The organism is Cohnella caldifontis (assembly GCF_029360585.1).
In the GTDB taxonomy this organism is placed as follows: domain Bacteria; phylum Bacillota; class Bacilli; order Paenibacillales; family Paenibacillaceae; genus Cohnella; species Cohnella caldifontis.
The window spans coordinates 88,684-107,804 of record NZ_JAQZSJ010000016.1 but is presented as its reverse complement, the minus strand read 5'-3'; the positions used below and the strand labels follow the sequence as shown (position 1 = coordinate 107,804).

Sequence of the window (19,121 nt, the reverse complement as noted above, 5' to 3'; positions counted from 1 at the left end):
TCATCCTCCTGAATAGGGTGTTTCCGGCCGGCTCTCCAGAAAATCTCCGAGCCGGTCCAAGTGCCGATCCCAGCTTGATCGCCGTTCCGCGAAAAACTTCTCGTGCGTTTTCCGCATCGAAGCCAGGACATTCGCGAAATTTTCGACGGTAAGCGGTTCGTCCCTCTGGATCCGGTTCGCGACGCTCTCTAATTCTTGCAACAGTTTTTGCTGGACGCTGATGTTCTGTTTCAGACGCTCGATCTGCAAGGAGACGATCTCGAGCATGCTGAACCGTTCGCCGCCGAGCGCGGCTTTGATTTCCTCCAACGTTAAACCGAGCTCTTTCAGGGACTGGATCTGTTGAAGACGGGCAAGGTCGGATTCCACGTATATCCGATGCCCCGATTCGGTGTGCCCCGAGGGCGAATACAGCCCGATCTGGTCGTAATACCGCAAGGTGCGGACGGTAAGGCCGGCCATCCTCGCAAGCTCCCCGACTTTCCATTTCCGCTTCATAACCATCCCCTTGTAGGCGCGCCATCATTTACCGGTAGGTTTAGTATAAAACATGACGTCACGTAAGCTTCAAGAGGAAAAAAAGAAAAACTTCCTTCCGAAGTCTTCGAAGATGAGCGACCGCGTTCAGAGGAAGTTTTTATAAGTACAGTAATTTTTCGCACTTAAGCTCTCCGCGACGTTCAAACAAACGGTTCCCGGCGGAAACGGGCGTGGTTCACGAAAAGCATCACGGCCCCGAGCAGGCTGATCGCGCGTTGCGCGAAGCCCATCCAGTCGACTCTCGGAGGGTAACCGTCGAATCCCGCCAAAGCGGCAAAGCGAAGAACGTCGCAGCCGATTCCGGCCGACGACCAAGCCATCAGCAGCCCTGCCGCCAAGCCGGCAGCCGCCAAAACCTGCCGCGGAATCAAACGAAGTTTCGTCCAACCGCTCGACGGCAGAACGGAGAACAGACCCAGGACCGCCGCGGCCGAAGACGCCCAAGGCGGGGCTAACCCGTCCGAATACGCTTCTCCGCGAGGCAAAATGGGGTGTAACGTATGGAAGGCCGCGAGGACCAAACATGCAGCAATGGCGATCCACGCGCGAAGCGGAAATGGCGCGAACCTTTCCAACGTGACCGCTTCCTTTCATCCTTTCGACTGATTTCATCATAAGGCGGAGGCGCTCCATATGAAATCGTCCAAGGTCGGAATGGCACCTGGACGTTAGTTGGGGTGTCCCGCAAAATCAAGAAATACCGTCACGGAAAAATTCGTCCCTGACGGTCTTTTTGATTCGTGCCTCTGAAGTCTCTCTTCAGCCACTTTCCCACGAACATCCTCAATCCTGTACTCAAATGAACATGACCATTGGAACCCGTTTGTCCGGAGAGGCGATGGTTAAGCTTGCGTGGCAAGCTTAATCAGCTGTTGCCTCACGCATTGGCGGGGGTTAAGCTTGCGCGGCAAGCTTAATCAGCTGTTGCCCCTCGCGTTGGCGGGGGGTAAGCTTGCGCGGCAAGCTTAACCAGCTGTGGCCCCTCGCGTTGGCGGGGGGTAAGCTTGCGCGGCAAGCTTAACCAGCTGTGGCCCCTCGCGTTGGCGGGGGGTAAGCTTGCGCGGCAAGCTTAAGCAGCTGTGGCCCCTCGCCTTGGCGGGGGTTAAGCTTGCGCGGCAAGCTTAACCAGCTGTGGCCCCACGCGTTGGTGGGGGTTAAGCTTGCGCGGCAAGCTTAACCAGCTGTGGCCCCTCGCGTTGGCGGGGGTTAAGCTTGCGCGGCAAGCTTAACCAGCTGTGGCCCCTCGCGTTGGCGGGGGTTAAGCTTGCGCGGCAAGCTTAACCAGCTGTGGCCCCTCGCGTTGGCGGGGGTTAAGCTTGCGCGGCAAGCTTAACCAGCTGTGGCCCCTCGCGTTGGCGGGGGTTAAGCTTGCGCGGCAAGCTTAACCAGCTGTGGCCCCTCGCGTTGGCGGGGGTTAAGCTTGCGCGGCAAGCTTAACCAGCTGTGGCCCCTCGCGTTGGCGGGGGTTAAGCTTGCGCGGCAAGCTTAACCAGCTGTGGCCCCTCGCGTTGGCGGGGGTTAAGCTTGCGCGGCAAGCTTAACCAGCTGTGGCCCCTCGCGTTGGCGGGGGTTAAGCTTGCGCGGCAAGCTTAACCAGCTGTGGCCCCTCGCGTTGGCGGGGGTTAAGCTTGCGCGGCAAGCTTAACCAGCTGTGGCCCCTCGCGTTGGCGGGGGTTAAGCTTGCGCGGCAAGCTTAACCAGCTGTGGCCCCTCGCGTTGGCGGGGGTTAAGCTTGCGCGGCAAGCTTAACCAGCTGTGGCCCCTCGCGTTGGCGGGGGTTAAGCTTGCGCGGCAAGCTTAACCAGCTGTGGCCCCTCGCGTTGGCGGGGATTATGCTTGCGCGGCAAGCTTAACCAGCTGTTGCCCCTCGCGTTGGCGGGGATTATGCTTGCGTGGCAAGCTTAATCAGCTGTGGCCCCACGCGTTGGCGGGGATTATGCTTGTGCGGCAAGCTTAACCAGCTGTTGCCCCTCGCGTTGGCGGGGATTATGCTTGCGCGGCAAGCTTAACCAGCTGTGGCCCCTCGCGTTGGCGGGGGTTAAGCTTGCGCGGCAAGCTTAACCAGCTGTGGCCCCTCGCGTTGGCGGGGGTTAAGCTTGCGCGGCAAGCTTAACCAGCTGTGGCCCCTCGCGTTGGCGGGGGTTAAGCTTGCGCGGCAAGCTTAACCAGCTGTGGCCCCTCGCGTTGGCGGGGGTTAAGCTTGCGCGGCAAGCTTAACCAGCTGTTGCCCCTCGCGTTGGCGGGGATTATGATTGCGTGGCAAGCTTAATCAGCTGTTGCCCCTCGCGTTGGCGGGGGTTATGCTTGCGCGGCAATCTTAATCAGCTGTTGCCCGCGCGCGTTGGCGGGGGTTATGCTTGCGCGGCAAGCTTAACCAGCTGTTGCCCCTCGCGTTGGCGGGGATTATGCTTGCGCGGCAAGCTTAACCAGCTGTTGCCCCTCGCGTTGGCGGGGATTATGCTTGCGCGGCAAGCTTAACCAGCTGTTGCCCCTCGCGTTGGCGGGGATTATGCTTGCGCGGCAAGCTTAACCAGCTGTTGCCCCTCGCGTTGGCGGGGATTATGCTTGCGCGGCAAGCTTAACCAGCTGTTGCCCCTCGCGTTGGCGGGGATTATGCTTGCGCGGCAAGCTTAACCAGCTGTTGCCCCTCGCGTTGGCGGGGATTATGCTTGCGCGGCAAGCTTAATCCCGTCTTCCTGCCCATTCGATACCGTTCCTCACCGAATCCCCCTCCTCCCCGTCACGGGTTCTGATTCTAACGGACACCGCAGCCGCTAATGGATCAAAATCCNTTGCCCCTCGCGTTGGCGGGGGTTAAGCTTGCGCGGCAATCTTAATCAGCTGTGGCCCGCGCGCGTTGGCGGGGATTATGCTTGCGCGGCAAGCTTAATCCCGTCTTCCTGCCCATTCGGTACCGTTCCTCACCGAATCCCCCTCCTCCCCGTCACGGGTTCTGATTCTAACGGACACCGCAGCCGCTATTGGATCAAAATCCTTCATTTTCAAAACGTAACGGACACAGCGTCCCTTATCCGTAACCAGTTTCGGTTATACGTGGGGTTTTTCACCCAATAAGCGCAACTGTGTCCGTTAAAATGCACCTTTGCCGAGGAGAGACCCCCAAAGCGTCCGCTGTGTCCGTTAGCCTTACCGCCTCAGTNGTTGGCGGGGGTTAAGCTTGCGCGGCAATCTTAATCAGCTGTGGCCCGCGCGCGTTGGCGGGGATTATGCTTGCGCGGCAAGCTTAATCCCGTCTTCCTGCCCATTCGGTACCGTTCCTCACCGAATCCCCCTCCTCCCCGTCACGGGTTCTGATTCTAACGGACACCGCAGCCGCTAATGGATCAAAATCCTTCATTTTCAAAACGTAACGGACACAGCGGCCCTTATCCGTAACCTTTTACGGTTATTCCTGGGGTTTTTCACCCAATAAGCGCAACTGTGTCCGTTAAAATGCACCTTTGCCAAGGAGAGACCCCCATAGCGTCCGCCGTGTCCGTTAGCCTTACCGCCTCAGCGAATGGGGCGGCCGGCGTCTTGTCGCTCTAAGAAAGGGATGGGGCATGACTTCACCCCGAAAAGTTACGAATTCTGATCGGTCAAAAAAAACGCGTGCTTTCGATCCCAAAGGGATGAAGCACGCGTCTTCGGTCATAGAGCCAGATTTTCATCACGCCATGCCGTCGTCCGGCAGCGCCTCCCATTCGTCGAATGGGTCGTTTCCATTCGCCGAATCAATACTTCGCGTATTGGATCGTGATTTGCCCGGGCGTGTTCGTGCGCTGGAACGTGAGAAGCTGGCTGCCGATCTTGAGCGCCGCGTTATTGCCGGATTCCTTGACGGCCGCCAGGGTGTTCGTGAAAACGGTCCGGTCGATCGCGATCCCGGCATACTGCAGCAGCGCATGGGCCGATTGCAGGCAGCCGGCTTCGGAATCGTCCAGAACCTGCACGGAACCCACGCCGTCGGAGGCGGGAATCAAGATCGCCCCGTTCCCTTGACCGGAGGGGTGGGACACCGACAGAACTTGACCGTTCTTCTCGACCGTCAGTCCCAGCTCGTCGATCCGTTCCGCGAGCTGCTCGGTCCGCTCCGCCAGGTTGTCCGCCGAAGGCGGAGGGGAATCCGGCCGCTCGGCACCTGGGCTCCCGCCGTCGCCGGAATTTCCGCCGGAGCTGCTTCCGGAGTTTCCGGTCCCCCCGCCCGCGTTTGTCGAGCCCCCGGTCTGCATCCCGTCCTTGCCGGCGGAATTTTCCGTGCCGGATGAATCCGGATCGTCCGCAACCGGATGCTTGGCGGCATATTCCGCTGCGCGCTGCATGAAGCTGACTGCCTCGGCCCGCGTCATCGTCGCATTCGGGGCGAAATCGATCCGGCCGCCGACGGACCGCCCCTTCGCGATTCCTTCGTCCAGCAGGAAACGGATGGCCGCTTCCTCATCCAGCGTTCGGCCGAGCGAAGCGGCGATCAACGCCGCCGCCTTGCCCCGTGTCTGCAGCTTGCCCGCATCCGCCGCGCGAACCCCGTAATGCATCTCAGTCGCTTTTTCGTAGATCGGAGCGAACCATTTCTCCCCCGGCTGCTTCTCCCGAATGGGAATTCCCGCCCGCTTCAGCAGCATGGTCACAAACTCCGCTTCCGTCAAAGGGGCGTTCGGCCGGAACGTGCCGTCCGGATAGCCGGCCACGATGCCGTGTTGGAACGCCCATCCGACGCTTGTTTCGTACCATGCTCCGGGTTTCACGTCGGTAAATCGCTTCTCGGCTTGCGCCGCCGCCGCGGCAACCGCATGCCCGAGCAGGAACAGCGAGAGAGCAACGGCCGCCAATCGGCGTGATGTCTTCTTGTTCATCTAGTCTTCTCCTCTTTAAGCGTTCGCTACGATCAGCGTAGCGGAACGGGCCGGCACTTCCAGGGCCGTTCCTTCGCCCAGCTCGATCGTTTGCAGGAATCCCAGCCGCCGGGTCGCGTCAAACCGGTAAACGTCCCCGCTCGCCGCCGCCCGGCCGACTACGCTCAAATCGACCTGCTTCGGCGCGGTATCTTTGTTGAACAGCAGGATGTACAACTTGCCGTCCTTGCCTTCGATCGCATAAGAGCCAACGAGGTCCACGTTCGAACTGACGGCGCGCACGCTGTCTCCGTCGATCTTGCCGCCTTTGCCGTCATAGTTCAAGTACAGCTTGAACGCGTCTTCCAGCGGCGTACCCGCGAGCGGCTGTCCCCAACGGGCGGCCAAATCGACGCCCTCCCGTCCGAAGATCGCGAGCGCTTCGGCTTGCGCCAATCCGCTGCTGATGCCTCTGCCGTTCCCGAAGTTGTATTCGGTGATCGCCAGCTTCGTGCCGGGGGCGCTGTCCGCGATAAGCTTCTTCATGCGCGGGATCAGATTGACCGGCTCCCAGATCCAGGACGAACTGTCGCGGAAGTTCGGATCGTACAGCGCCTTCAGCGATTTCAGCCTTCTCGCCGCCGTCCCTTTGGATTCGTCCTCGGAGATGGCGACTCCCGCTTCGGTCGGATAATAATGGATATCCAGGTAATCCACCAAGCGAACGCCGTTCGTCTGCTCATATTGATGGACCTGCTCTAGATACCACTGCAGGAAAGGCTTGTTGCCCTGCAACTGATAGTCCGCGCCGGGCGAGCATCCGTCCTTCGCCGAGTACATGTATGCGCACCAGCCCCATACGACCGGACCGAAGACGCGGGCCTTCGGATCGGCCTGCTTGATCGCGCTGCCGTAGGACTTCGTATATTCCCATACCTCGGAGGAGGTCGTCATTTGCGGGTGCACGTCCCGATGCGTATACGGCCACAGCATCGGTTCGTTGTCGAGCGCGTAATCGTGGACTTGGTCCCCGAAACGCTCTTGGATGTGCTCGATCCACCGGGCCGCGAAATCCGGCCCGACCGCCATGGACGTATCGTGCGGATCGTTGTTCGTGATCAGCGTGCCGTCCTTGCGCACGCCGTTGCCCGCGTCCGGATTGCACCAGGGTTCTCCGTACGAGCATTCCGTCATTTGCTGCGGACCGTACTTCTTCACCGAATATCCGACGCTGACGCTGCGGTCTTTCGGCGTCCATCCGATCGTCGGCACTTGCAGCAGCACTTTGCTGCCGTTCTTCAGCCACTCGCCCATGAGCTGGTCCGTTCGGGAACCGTTCGGCAGCGTCTCGTTCGGCGCGTTGTCCTTCGGCAGGTTCATGAAGAACCAGTCGGACGCGTGGTTCTGCACGTTCAGCTCCCAGTTGTACCGGGTCGCCGCGTTGCCGCCCCACCGCATGACGGAATAATTTTTCAGCGCGGAGACGCCGTCCGGCTCGATCTCCTCGTAATTCACCCCGTAAATGTCCGGGCTGATCGGCTTCCGGTCCGCCGACGTATCGATCGAGACGGAAACGTTCGTGGGGGGCGGCTTCGGATTTTCGACGCGGTCCTTGTAGCGGAGCACGTTCACGTCGTCGATGTACACGGGCGACTGTTCCTCGGAATCCCAAGCTTGGAACACGATCGCGTTGAAATACCCTTCGGTGATGTCGAGGTCCTTCAGCCGGACGGTCACCTTCTGCCATTCGTCGGCTTTGATGCCTTCGGGAAGCACGTCGTCCAGCACGACCGAGCCGAGGATCGCGTTCATGTCCTGCACGACGAACCGGATTTTCTGGCCGCCCTCGGTTCCCCCGCGGATCCAAAATTCGAAGCCGTAGTAATCGTCGACCGAATAGCTGTCTTCCCGGTTGAAGTACACGCCTTGCCACCAGCGGGGCTCGAACTTGATCGCTTTCGCGCCTCCATGCGCGTTGTCGGCCGAGTTCAGATCGCGAATGCCCCAGCTCCAATCGTCCCATTGCTCTTGCAGACCGTCGGCGTACACGGGCTCCGCGATCGCCTCGACCGCCTTCACTTCCAGCGTCGCGACCTGGTTCCCGTATTCCGCGGTAATCGTCGCGCTGCCCGTCTTGAGCGCGGTCAGCGTTCCGTTCGACGCCGAGATGACGTCCGGCGCGCTGGACGTCCAGTAGACGTTCCGGGTCACCGTCTCCGTGTACCCGTTATCGAAATTCGCCGTCAGCATCGGCCGTTCGGCATTCCCGGCGTACATCAGCAAGGAATCGTTCGCGAACGTGATGCCGGCGAGCTTCGGCTGCTCGTAGGTTTTGCGGATAAGCGCAATATCGTCGATGTACACCGGCTCCTGCGTTTCGTTCGGATTATGCCCGCGGAAAACGAAGCCGTCGATCAAGCCGTCCTTAATATCCAGCTTGTCCAGCGGGATTTTTACCTCTTGCCAAGTGTTCGCCAATATTTTGCCGTTCGGCAAATAGCCGTTCAACTCGACCCTGGTCTTCTCTTCTCCTCCGGCCTCCAGCGTCAAATCAACGTATTGGCCGCCGTTTACCCCGCCGTTGATCCAGAAATCGAGCACATTGTATTCGGAGGTATCGTTGACCCGGTCCTTATAAATTTTCAGGAAGCGGGCCTCGCTCGGATCCAGGCGGATCGAATAGACGGCCGAATGCACCGTCACGGCCTCATTCCAGGCTTGCGCGCCGACGGTGAAACCCTCGAATGCGGAGCCCAGCTTATCGTCATAGACGACGATCTGCTCCTCCACCGGCTTCGGCGGCGTATTCGGAACCGGCTCCGGCTCCTGCACGAGCCGGATGTCGTCCAGATAGACGTCGGGTTGGTCGGCTTGGGTCTTGTCCTGCAGCAGGATGCCGTCGAACAGACCGTTCGGCATCCGCAGCGGCAGCAGGTTGATCTGCACCTTCTGCCAGACCCCCGCTTTCAATTCGCCCTCCGGCAAATAATTCGCGAGGTCCACCTTGGCCACCGTGGTGCCGCCGGCCTGCAGCAGCACGTTCAGCTGCTGTCCCCCGGCGGTGCCTCCGTGGATCCAGAATTCCAGCGTGTTGTAATCGTGCGTCAGGAAATAGCGGTTGCTGTACAAGTACAATGCGCCGTCCCGGCTTGGACTCAGCCGGATCGACGAATCGCCGGCATGCGTAATCGAATGGTCGCGCAGATCGTGATCCGCCCAACTGTAATCGTGAATTCCGCTGCCCAATCCGTCCGCGTAAAAAACGTATTGATCGAGTTCTTTCGCGTCCGTTCGCGGCGGAACGACGGACGAGAACGCGCCGAGGACAAGCGCGAGCATAAGGAAAATGCGTAACGTCTTTTTCACGTCATAACCTCCAAATATGGCTGCAGATGATCTTGCGATTTCCCAACATCCGGGCCTTGCCGAGATCGGCCTCGATCGGCAGCGCCCGGCCCCCCCACCCTGAGAGTCGAAATTTATGCTAAGCCATCGCCGATACGGGCGACAGTGACGCCGAACCCAATTCCGACGGCTTCGAACGCTGACACGATAACGATTTTTCCGATGACAAGTCACCCCGCAGCGGCAGGTCCGGGCCGCTTGCCCAACATAAAAAGAGCCCTCCAACGCATGTTGGAGAGCCCTCCTATGACACGGGTGTGACTGTCACTTTCCCAGCAAAAGCTTCAAGGTCATGATGGCGATCGTCCGGTCGTTCGTTCCGATCTTCCCATAGATGGAACTGACGTAATTGCGAACGGTGCCTTCGCTCATGATTTGATCGGCCGCGATCTCCCGGTTGGAGTTGCCGGCGATGAGCAGTTCGGCGATCGCGCGCTCCTTCTCCGACAGGCTGGCTCCTTCGGCCTTGCGGCGCACCGCTTCGAAACCGTAAGGAACCGCCGTCTGCTTGGCCAGGCGGGCGGCCAGCTTCGCCCCGACGGCCGCCGGCAGCATGAGATGGCCGTTATGCGCATCGCGTATGGATTGGATCAGCTTGTCCCCGGGCAAGTCTTTCATCAGAAATCCGCAGGCTCCGCTCGCCAATCCGTCGACGATATATTCGTCATCCACGAACGTCGTCAAGATCAGCACTTTCGTCTCCGGACGGAGTTCCATGATGCGCCTGATCCCTTCGATGCCCCCGATCCCCGGCATCTGGATGTCCATGAGCACCAAATCCGGCTCCAGCCGAAGCGTCAGCTCCACCGCTTCCTCGGCGGATTTCGCGACTCCGGCGATCTCCATGTCGTCTTCCAAAGAGAGAATGGTCTGCAGGCCTTCCCGCATCAGCATGATATCGTCGGCGATCAAGACTCGGATCATCGCTCGGTCTCCTTTGCCCCGTCTCTGTCATTCACCGGACACCAAATGGTCAGCCGGGTTCCCGCCGGGTCCGCGGTCCCTTCGATCCGCATGCCGCCGCCCACGCCCTCCGCGCGTTCTTTCATCGTCCGCAGGCCGAATCCCGATTCCGTCTCCGAGTAGGGAGCCCCGTCATTCCATAAGGTTATGGCCAAGCAGCCGTCCGACTCCTCGGTATCCAGTCGGAAGAAGCCGGCGCCCCCATGGCGGATCCCGTTCGTGACCCCTTCCTGGAACGCGTGGAAAATGAGCCGTTTGCGAACCGGATCCGGATTCGGCATGCTGTCCGGTAAGCGGTGCTCGATTCGGACGCCGGCCGCCCGTTCCGTCTCCCGCGCGAAATGCAGCAGAATGCTCCGAAGATCCGTATCCACTTCCATGTGCCGCATTTTCCGCACGGCTTCCCGGATATCCTCCAGGCTTTTCCGGACCAGCTCTTGGGAAATGTCCAGCCGATGCATGCCTTCCTCCGGCTTCTTGGCGAGCAGCCGCTTGGCGGACTCGATCTGGACCAGCGTCGTCGTCAGCGTATGACCGACGAGATCGTGCAGATCTTCGGCGATCCGGTTGCGCTCTTTCAAAATGGAGATCTCCGTCAGCGACTGGGCCATGAGCAGATCGGATTTCAGCTGTTCGAGCTGTCCGTGCAGCGCGGCTTTCGCCCGCTCCCGCTCCAGGATCTCGTTGCGCGCCGCTTTACGCCGGCCTACGATCGCCCGGAGCACGTCCGACAGCTCCTCGTCCCGCACCGGCTTCATGAGGTAATGGGCCGTCTGCAGCTCGATCGCTTTGCGGGCGTATTGGAAATCGGCATACCCGCTGATCAGCACGCAGTCGGCGTTCAGCCCCCTGGCGCGGATCGCCTCGATCAGCTCCAGACCCGAAATCTCGGGCATGCGGATGTCCGTCAGGACGATATCGATCTCCGCCCCTCGCTCGCTGTCCAGGAAACGGATCGCTTCCTTACCCGAGAAGGCCGGATAAACCGCGGTAATATCGTAAAAGTGCCAAGGAAACGTAGCCGTCAAACTCTCGACCAGATGCCGGTGATCGTCCACGATCAATACGGAAAACATGCGATTACCCGCCCCCTCGCTCCTTATGTTCCTCTTCTCCCGGTACTTTCTCCGCCTCTTCCGCGGGCAGGGACGGCGTACCCGGCTGCTCCCAAGTCAGCGTGACGCGCATCCCGCCGGACGGCGAGCGATCCAGGAGCATCTCGGAGCCGCCGCCGTAAAAATACCGATGCCGCTCATAAACGTTCCGCAAGCCGTAACGGCGTTCCCCGCCATCCGCAGCAGCCGCCGCCTGCCCGCCTGACAAGCGTGCCCGCAGCCGCGCCAGCTCCGCGTCCGATAGGCCGAGACCGTCATCCTCGACCGTCAGCCGGCACTTTCCCGTCTCTTCCGATCCGACGATCCGGATTTCCCCTCTGCCGGGCTTCGGCTCCAGGCCGTGCACGATCGCGTTCTCGACCAGCGGCTGGATCAGCAGCCTCGGAGTGGGCTGTTCCAGCAGACGTTCCGGTATGTCCGTCGTGAATCGGATTTTGTCCAGCTGGTAATTCATGATCTCGACATACGAACCGACGAACCGGAGTTCTTCCCGAAGCGTGGTCACCATCTGATCGTTGCGGGTCGTATACCGGTAGTAATCGGCCAGCCCGTGCGCCATGGCGATGATCGAGGCGGGGCGGTTCAGCTTGGCCATGCTGACGATGAACGCCAAACTGTTATAGAGGAAATGGGGATTGATCTGCGACTGCAGCTGCTTCATCACCGCTTCCTTGGCGCGGATTTCCTCCAAATACGCTTTTTCCACCAGGTGCTGCAGCTGGGCCGCCATTTCGTTGAACTGCGCGCCCAGTTGCTCGAACTCCCGGCCCATCTTGCCGGAGATCCTCGCCGAAAAACGCCCTTTCTTCACTTGCGCCACGCCGGCGGTGATCCGCTCGATCGGACGCTGCACCTGGACGTACAGCAGGAAAGCGTAGACCGTTCCGGCAAGCAGCACCAAGGCGGCGAAAATCCCGAACAGATGCTTGCTGCGGGTGACGGGCGCCAAAATATCCTCCAGCGGCACGTAATCCACCAGCGTCCAGCCCAGGTTGTCCGATTTCTGATCGTAGACCAGGTACCGCTTGCCTCGCAGCTCGACCGCTTCGTGCTTCATCGTCCCGCTGTCCGCGCCGAATTCGACTTTGCCGATCAGCTCCCGAATGACGGCCCCGTCGGCGGAATCGTTCAGCAAATATTCCCGGCTCGACCGGTAGAAGAACGGATCGTTGTTCCCGCTGGTCTTGAACCGGTTCAGCAAATTCACGATATTGTCCTCCATCAGGTCGACCCGGACGATCATGGAAATCTTCTCGGGATCGGTCGTGCCCAGCGAAGGAGTCACGAAATAGCGGGTGAACGCCCGTTTCAGGATGCCGCTGACCGTCACGTTCTGCAGGGACCAGTTGGCATGGAGTTCGGCTTGCGGAAGGACGTCTTCGTACGGGATTTTGCCATGGGAGGAAAGCGCCAGCTTCGCGGCCGGAAAATAGACGCTGATGCGGTTCATCCAGGAGGTGGAGGAGCTGAACAGGTTCAGCTTGCGCTCGATCGTTTCGATCAGCATCGAATAATCGTAACCGTCCGACGGGACGGCTCCGACCACGAGTTCGGCGAAATCCGGATCTTTCGTCACGATGTTCGCGTACACCGACACCTGGTCCATCGTTTCCTCGATGCTCCCCAGGAACCGGGACAGCCGTTCTTGGTTCGCGAGGTTGATCTGCTCCTCGACCACCGAGCTGCTCTGCTGGTTGGAGTAGAGGAACAATACGATGACCGGCGCCATCAGCGCGACGATCAGGAGCATGAGCTTCGTAATCAGGTTCATTCGGCAGCCTCATTCGCTTCGGCGTCCGGAGGCGTTCACTCCGGCTTCGCCGAGCTGGAATGGACCATGCGGTCCCAGTCGTTCACTTCTTTGGCGATCTGCTCGCCGCCGTAGGCAAGCCACTGTTCCCGGAACGCCTGCAGCGAAGACGCCGGAGACTTGCCGTACGCGATTTTCAGGAACGCTTCCTTCTCCAGCTTCTTCAGCAACGGCCACTTCTGCCGCATCGTATCGGTCAGGGGCCCGTCGAACTGTTCGACGCGCGAGAGCCCCCGCTGCATTTCGGCGGTCAGCCGGCCTTCCAGATACAGCTTGGAAGAGGTCGCCGCCAGCTTCTTCTCGTAAGGCGTCCGCCGGTACCCTTGGATGACGCGGCTTTCGATGCTCTGCCCCTTCCGCACGTGCGGCGGCGCGCCGGGCGCGAACAGCAAGTAATTGGAGATCGTGCTGTTGACCCCGGGAAAGTCGTATACCGGCTCCCCATCACGCATGATATAGTCGTAGCCTTCGCCGTACCCGTATCGGAAGTCGGAATCGGGTTCTTCGAGATAGGCCCCGTATACGGCATCCCAGTAAGCGAAAACGGCGTCCATGCGGGTGAATCCTTTGCGGAAGAAATAGGCGCCGTACGAGTTCCGCGTGCCTACTCGGCTCATCTTCCCGTCCGGTCCGATCGGATACGGGAACGGCCGAATGGCGCCCGGCGGCAAATCCGCCTCGCTCAGCGGCCATCCGCCCATCCAGCCGGGACCCGAAATCACGCCCGCGCCGCCCGAAGCGAACAACTCCGCCGCCTGCTGCTCGTCTCTCGTCCCGAAATCGGGATCCACGTAGCCTTTGGCATACCATTCGTGGAACTTTTCCAGCGCTTGTCCGACTTCGGGTTGGATCGATCCGTAGGCCAACGAGCCGTCCTCGAGGCGGTTCCACTGATAAGGCTGGTCGCCGTACGCGCCGAACAGGAAGCTGACGTCACCCATCCAGCCGTTCAGCGAATTTTGGCCGGCGACCGCCAAGCCGACCGTATCCTTCCGTCCGTTGCCGTCCGGGTCGCCGTTCGTGAACGCGTCCAGCACGGCTTCGAGCTCGTCCAGCGTTCCCGGCGCTTTCAGCTTCATCCGATCGAGCCAATCCTGCCGGATCCAAAGGATCGGATCGCCGAGCACCCCGTCGGAAATTTGCGGAAGTCCCCATCGTTTGCCTTCCAGCGTGACCGTTCTCCACACTTCGGGGTTTTTCTCGTAGGCTTCCTTCACGCGTTTGGGCGCGTAGGCGTCGAAAGCCTCCTCGACGCTCATGATTCGTCCGGATCGGGCGAGCTCGGGCAACAGATCCGGGATCTCGTTCTGGTTCAGGAACAAGACGTCCGGGAGTTCTTCCCCGCTCGTCAGGGCCAAGCGGATTTTACCCGCCAGCGCGTCGTTCTGGTCGGTGACGATCCATTTGTACGTCTGGATGATGCCGAGCTTCTCCTTCGCCCATCTCGTGATCGGATTGTCGTTCGGCGTATCCCCGTACAGCAGTTTATCGTTATCGCGAAGCGCTTTCGCGGTCGTAATCGCAACGGGAGGGTCGAAGGGCGGCTTGCCGGCGGACGGCGCGGAGTCCGTGCCTTGCGGCTTGGGCGAAGCACTTTGCACGCACGCCGCCAGAAGCGCGGCGATCCCCGCCGCCGCGACGGCGGCCCGCCACGTTTTCCGCATCCGGTTCCCTCCTTGCGAAATGCTTGAATGATGGATCTCGTCCCGAATTCTTTCGATTAGCCTATAACTCCTATTATCTTGAATCGGATGCGCCTCCGAGAGGGACTTTACTCTCATTTTTCGACATGACCAGTCATCGAATTTCGTCCTTTGAAATCCATTTCTTGTCATATACCGATCTGCGCTTCCGGACTCTACTAGGTGGGGTACTCCCGCCATATAATGGAGAATGTTGCCTATCGCAACCAATCCGGAACGAGCTCAAGGAGGAATGGCACTTTGAAATCCGTCATGAAGAAAACCGTACTCGGAACCGCCCTGTTCGCCGTCGTCGCGGCGTCGTCCCCGATCATGGCTTCCGCGGCAAGCGGCAGCCACGTCAAGATTCAAGTGAACGGCAGCGCGCTTGAATCGAAGTACAACGAATTATCGGGGGCAAAACGTACATCGATCTTGCCGCCTATGCCAAGCTCACGGGAATTACTTACAGCCTGAGCAAAGACAAGAAAAAAGCGACCGTGAACGGAACCGCGATCGACGTGAAACTGAAAAACGGCGTGCCCGTGGCCCTGCTGCGTTCCGTCGCGCAAGCTTCCGGCGCCGCTCTCGAGTGGGACGGACGTTCGGGAACCGCCCGCATCGTATTCGCCGGCCAACTGAACGTATACGGCGACACGGTCTCCCAGCTGGGCGAATGCGTGATCCAAAACCGGTTCGTTCCCGGCGACACGATCGTTTTCCGCATGCGGGCCACGAATGCCCTGACAGGCAAGGTGGCGGAAGACGCGAAGCTCCAGGTGCGTCTGTCCACCGGGGAAGTCTTGGACATGCAGCTGGGCAACCATTCGCCGGACCCCCAGCACCCCGAAATGTTCTGGACGGCCGCCTATCCGGTAACGGACCAAACGCCGAAAGGAACGCTGGCTTACTCGGTCACCGCCCGCACGGCCACGGCGAAGGGAGAATTCAAGCCGTTTAACGTCCTGCCGTCCCTGCTCACGATCGTCTCGCCCGATCAAGCGGCGGGGTCTGAATCCGCGGCTCCGACCCAAGGAGAGTAACCAACGATGGTTCATTCACGCAAATCCGCCCGCTTTTTCGCGCTCTTCGGTCTCGTCGGCCTGATCTTGTTTTCCGCCGCTTCCTCTGCGTTCGCCGAGCAGAAGACGGGTGCGGCGGCTGCCGCGAAAGCGAAGCTTGTCCTGCAGGAATCGAAAGGATTCGTTCGCTCAAACGTGAATTTCGAAGCTTCCGGGCTTCACCCCGGCGAGGAGGTCCAGCTCGTCTGGGAAACGATGACCGGCAGCTACCTGCTGGAGGGACTGTATTCTTTCATCGGGACCCAGTACGTCTTGAAGGAAGTTCCGCTGCTGAGCGGCAAATCGGATGCGAACGGCAGCTGGAAAGGCTCGTTCCAGGTTCCGGAAGGATTCGGCGGCGACCATACGGTCTACGTGCGGCAGAAAGGCGCAAACGCCGCGCAGACGAACTATTTCGTCTCGCCGCGTTTCACCATGTCCCCCGAGTCCGGCCCCGTCGGGACGGAAATCACGATCCAGGCGGAGGGCATCGGCTGGTCGACGATGGAGAGCAACTGGCAGTTGACGTACGATAACAAACTGACCGGGCTCATCTCCGCCGTTTCCACCAACGGAAAAGCGACGGCCAAGCTGCGCGCGGCGGGGGCTCCAGGCGTCCATACGTTGACCGTGTGGCACGGCTATATTGGCATGCCCTATCTGAACCACCAGCAGGCGCCGACCTCCTACCTGCCGGTGCCGTCCTTCGAATTCGAAGTAACGGACGGCAAACCGGCAGGCACGGACAACTACGTCGAACCGGTCCCGGAGCAAGCGGCAGGCGGCGGCCTCGTCATGCCGAAACTGAAGGCGAAGACGGGCGTATCCGTCTCCCTGAGCCGCGATTCGGGCACGGTATCGGAGCCGGTCACCTTGAACGCGTCGGGATTGCCCGCCGGCCGAAGCGACGTCAAGCTCGTCTGGAACACGATGAGCGGCAGCCGCGTGTCGGGCAACGGCTTCGCCGAGAAGCAAGTTTCCTTGGCAACGGGATTGAAGACGGACGCGGGCGGAAAGCTGGCGTATACGTTCCCGATCCCCGATGACTTAGGCGGCATTCCCCATCGGCTGGATCTTCTGGTCGGGAACGAGGTGTACGGGCAAGCTTACCTGACGATCAATCCGAGCATCGTCGGCGTCACCCCTTCTTCCGGCCCCGCCGGAACCAAGGTATCCGTCCATTTGAAAGGCGTGGGATGGACCGAATTCGACAACACGATGTACATAACGGTCGATAACGCCTATACGGGTTATGTGTGCGGATTCAACACGCAGGGAGACGTACAGTTCGATCTCGTCCTCACCGGGGAGCCGGGCTATCACATCATCGATCTGTATCCGGGCATTTACAAAGGCCAGCAGAAAACGCCGGACGTCTACCTCGCGCCGCAGCTCACCTACGGTCAGGACCACCCGGGTTCGAAAATTCCCGCCATCCGGTTGGGCTTCGAAATTACGAAATAAGGTTCGTCAGGACGAACGCTCTAAAGCCAGTAAAAATCCCCTGCCGGCAACGGTGCTCACGGGCAACCATTGTCTTGCAGGGGATTTTGTTTGGACATTTAGCCCCGTGTCGGGCTTTGCGCTAGTGATAAACCGGCTTCACGTAATGATGATACAGCTCGAGAAGAGCCAAGCACAATTGCTGGGCGTCGTCCTTGCTCATCCCGTCGATGATCTCCCTGGCCATTTCCTCCAACTCATCGTCGGTGATGCCGCTTTCATGCGGGAGCTCGATCCTCGCGATTGACATGGTCCCTCCTGACAACCACTGAAAACCTTCCGATCGCCAAATAGGGATTCCGTTGACCCTTTGGCAGCCTGGCAGTCATGGTTCCATGCGGAACTTTAGACCCATAGCTTTGCGTCCTTGTTTTTCAACAAGTTTGCCGTTTCAGTGGTTTTCGTTAAGAATAGTAGGATTACACATCCTTAACTTACCAAGACTTAAATCCTAGGTCAAGAGATTCAGGAGACATTCTTGGGATAATTCGGCAGTTCCTCTTCTCGCTGAACGATCTCAAGCGAGCCCCCANTTTCACCCAATAAGCGCAACTGTGTCCGTTAAAATGCACCTTTGCCAAGGAGAGACCCCCATAGCGTCCGCCGTGTCCGTTAGCCTTACCGCCTCAGCGAATGGGGCGGCCGGCGTCTTGTCGCTCTAAGAAAGGGATGGGGCATGACTTCACCCCGAAAAGTTATCAGTTCTGAACGCTCAAAAAAGGCCGACTCCGGCTCGCAACCAGCCGGAAATCGACTTTTTTTTCAATACGCCAACCAGCGGCGAAGCCCCGGCATCGGGTCCCCATCCGTAAAATATTCTAAACCGACGTACCCTTCGTACCCGGCTTCCCGGATCGCCCGGAACACGTTCGGGTAGTGGATCTCCCCTTGGTCGAGCTCGCCTCTGCCGGGATGGCCGGCCGCGTGCATATGCCCGATCCAGTCCAGGTTCCCCGCGATCCGGCGGATCAAATCCCCTTCGGTGACCTGCTGATGGTAAATGTCGTACAGGACCTTCACGTACGGGCTTCCGACTTCCCGCACGATGCCGAACGCTTCGTCGGAGGAGGACAAATAATAGCCCGGATGATTAATCGCCGTATTGAGCGGTTCCACGGTGAGCGTGACGCCCGCTTCTTCCAACAGCGGCACGCAGGCGCGAAGCCCTTCCACCAGGCTGGCCCGCTGCTCTTCTCGCGGAATACCTTCCCGCTCATTCCCCGTCTGCGAGATAAGCGTGCGGCATCCCAACAGCCGAGCGGCGTCCAGCGACTCCCGCAAACCGGCCAAGTACTCGTCCCGCCGCGCGGGATCGACCAAGCTGACGAAACGCGTGCACATCGCCGCCGGCGCGAGCCCCGTCTCTTCTTGCACCCGCGACAAGGCGTCCAGATCCTTGTCCCACCAAGACCAGAACTCGTAAGCGCCGTACCCTGCCTCCGCGGCCCGTCTTACGGCCTCCGCCTTCTCCACGCCCCGAAACACCGCGTCCACGCACACCGATAAGCGCATATACCGGCCCCTCCGCCCGTTTTTTAATCGAACCAACCTTTCCGCTTGAACCACGCATACATGCCGACCCCGAGCCCGACCATTACGCCGAGCACGGCAAAATATCCCCAGTGCCAATTCAACTCGGGCATGTAGCGGAAATTCATGCCGTAAATGCCCGCGATAAACGTCAGCGGCATGAAAATGGTCGTGATGACCGTCAGCGTCTTCATGATTCCGTTCATCCGGCTGGACCGGATGGAGTCGTAGCTGTCCCGCAAATCCGCGGTCATTTCCCGGTCGGCCTCGATCATGTCCGTCAGCTTGAGCAGATGGTCGTGGATGTCCGTATAATAGGCGACATGCTCGCGCATGCCGGGAATTTTGTCCGAGTTCAAAATCCGGTAAAGCAAATCCCTCATCGGGATGACGGTGCGGCGCAAGCGCAGCAGGTCGCTCCGAATGTCGTACACCTCGTCGATCAGCGTCTGCAGCGGCTCGGAATCCTCCCGGGTCTCCAGGTCGTTCATGTGGTCCTCGATCCGGTACAGCGTGGGAAAATAGTTGTCCACGAGTTTGTCCAGAATCAAATAAGCCACGAAATGGTGATCGCGGTTTCCGACGGCCTCCGGCTCCTGCATGCGCCGCCACGCTTCCTGCACTTCCGCGGATGGCTGCAGATGGAACGTCACGATGCCCCGGGCCCCGATGAAAAAATC

The 19,121-nt window shown here is 59.8% G+C and carries 14 protein-coding genes and 1 riboswitch; of the genes, 3 read left to right on the top strand and 11 right to left on the bottom strand.

The genetic code is table 11. The features are described 5' to 3' along the window. From PTZ19_RS19405 to PTZ19_RS19370, 8 genes are all read right to left on the bottom strand, one after another. The gene (locus PTZ19_RS19405) at positions 1 to 498 is read right to left on the bottom strand and encodes a MerR family transcriptional regulator (protein WP_276356831.1); all 498 of its coding nucleotides are present in this window, start codon (positions 496 to 498) and stop codon (positions 1 to 3) included. Positions 499 to 680: 182 nt separating this feature from the next. Further along, on the bottom strand, positions 681 to 1,115 hold the full coding sequence (locus tag PTZ19_RS19400) for a hypothetical protein (protein WP_276356829.1): 435 nt from the start codon (positions 1,113 to 1,115) through the stop codon (positions 681 to 683). Between the two features lie 3,159 nt (positions 1,116 to 4,274). Beyond that, a complete protein-coding gene (locus tag PTZ19_RS19395) occupies positions 4,275 to 5,393 on the bottom strand; it encodes an S-layer homology domain-containing protein (protein ID WP_276356828.1) in 1,119 nt (372 codons plus the stop codon). Between the two features lie 15 nt (positions 5,394 to 5,408). Next, positions 5,409 to 8,738 (bottom strand): glycoside hydrolase family 44 protein, encoded by a 3,330-nt coding sequence (locus PTZ19_RS19390; RefSeq protein WP_276356827.1) that lies wholly within the window; start codon positions 8,736 to 8,738, stop codon positions 5,409 to 5,411. Positions 8,739 to 9,041: 303 nt separating this feature from the next. Continuing rightward, positions 9,042 to 9,701 (bottom strand): response regulator transcription factor, encoded by a 660-nt coding sequence (locus PTZ19_RS19385; protein WP_276356825.1) that lies wholly within the window; start codon positions 9,699 to 9,701, stop codon positions 9,042 to 9,044. Then, complete coding sequence (locus PTZ19_RS19380; RefSeq protein WP_276356824.1) at positions 9,698 to 10,816, bottom strand: response regulator; 1,119 nt, start codon at positions 10,814 to 10,816, stop codon at positions 9,698 to 9,700. Before PTZ19_RS19380 ends, PTZ19_RS19385 begins: the two co-directional genes overlap by 4 nt. A gap of 4 nt (positions 10,817 to 10,820) precedes the next feature. Next, the gene (locus PTZ19_RS19375; protein ID WP_276356822.1) at positions 10,821 to 12,626 is read right to left on the bottom strand and encodes a sensor histidine kinase; all 1,806 of its coding nucleotides are present in this window, start codon (positions 12,624 to 12,626) and stop codon (positions 10,821 to 10,823) included. Between the two features lie 35 nt (positions 12,627 to 12,661). Continuing rightward, entirely contained in the window at positions 12,662 to 14,329 is a 1,668-nt protein-coding gene (locus PTZ19_RS19370) for an extracellular solute-binding protein (protein WP_276356820.1), read from the bottom strand. A 279-nt stretch (positions 14,330 to 14,608) separates the two neighbouring features. On the opposite strand from PTZ19_RS19370, the gene PTZ19_RS19365 reads away from it, so the two are divergent. From PTZ19_RS19365 to PTZ19_RS19355, 3 genes are read left to right on the top strand one after another with little or no spacing between them, the layout of a single operon-like run. After that, positions 14,609 to 14,824: a hypothetical protein gene (locus PTZ19_RS19365; RefSeq protein ID WP_276356819.1), complete on the top strand. Its 216-nt coding sequence runs from the start codon at positions 14,609 to 14,611 to the stop codon at positions 14,822 to 14,824. Positions 14,825 to 14,847: 23 nt separating this feature from the next. Beyond that, positions 14,848 to 15,390, top strand: a complete 543-nt coding sequence (locus PTZ19_RS19360) for a hypothetical protein (protein WP_276356818.1) — start codon at positions 14,848 to 14,850, stop codon at positions 15,388 to 15,390. A 6-nt stretch (positions 15,391 to 15,396) separates the two neighbouring features. Continuing rightward, positions 15,397 to 16,872 carry a hypothetical protein gene (locus tag PTZ19_RS19355; protein WP_276356817.1) on the top strand — a complete coding sequence of 492 codons (1,476 nt, stop codon included), beginning with the start codon at positions 15,397 to 15,399 and terminating at the stop codon, positions 16,870 to 16,872. A 121-nt stretch (positions 16,873 to 16,993) separates the two neighbouring features. On the opposite strand, the gene PTZ19_RS19350 is transcribed toward PTZ19_RS19355, so the two are convergent. The 3 genes from PTZ19_RS19350 to corA form a co-directional block, all read right to left on the bottom strand. Further along, complete coding sequence (locus PTZ19_RS19350) at positions 16,994 to 17,161, bottom strand: hypothetical protein (protein WP_276356815.1); 168 nt, start codon at positions 17,159 to 17,161, stop codon at positions 16,994 to 16,996. 59 nt (positions 17,162 to 17,220) lie between these two features. Further along, a riboswitch (cyclic di-GMP riboswitch) is annotated at positions 17,221 to 17,309 on the bottom strand. A 364-nt stretch (positions 17,310 to 17,673) separates the two neighbouring features. After that, positions 17,674 to 18,423 carry a hydroxypyruvate isomerase family protein gene (locus PTZ19_RS19345; RefSeq protein WP_276356777.1) on the bottom strand — a complete coding sequence of 250 codons (750 nt, stop codon included), beginning with the start codon at positions 18,421 to 18,423 and terminating at the stop codon, positions 17,674 to 17,676. A 23-nt stretch (positions 18,424 to 18,446) separates the two neighbouring features. Next, positions 18,447 to 19,121: magnesium/cobalt transporter CorA (gene corA / locus PTZ19_RS19340; protein WP_276356813.1), on the bottom strand; the 675-nt coding region annotated here is incomplete at its 5' end.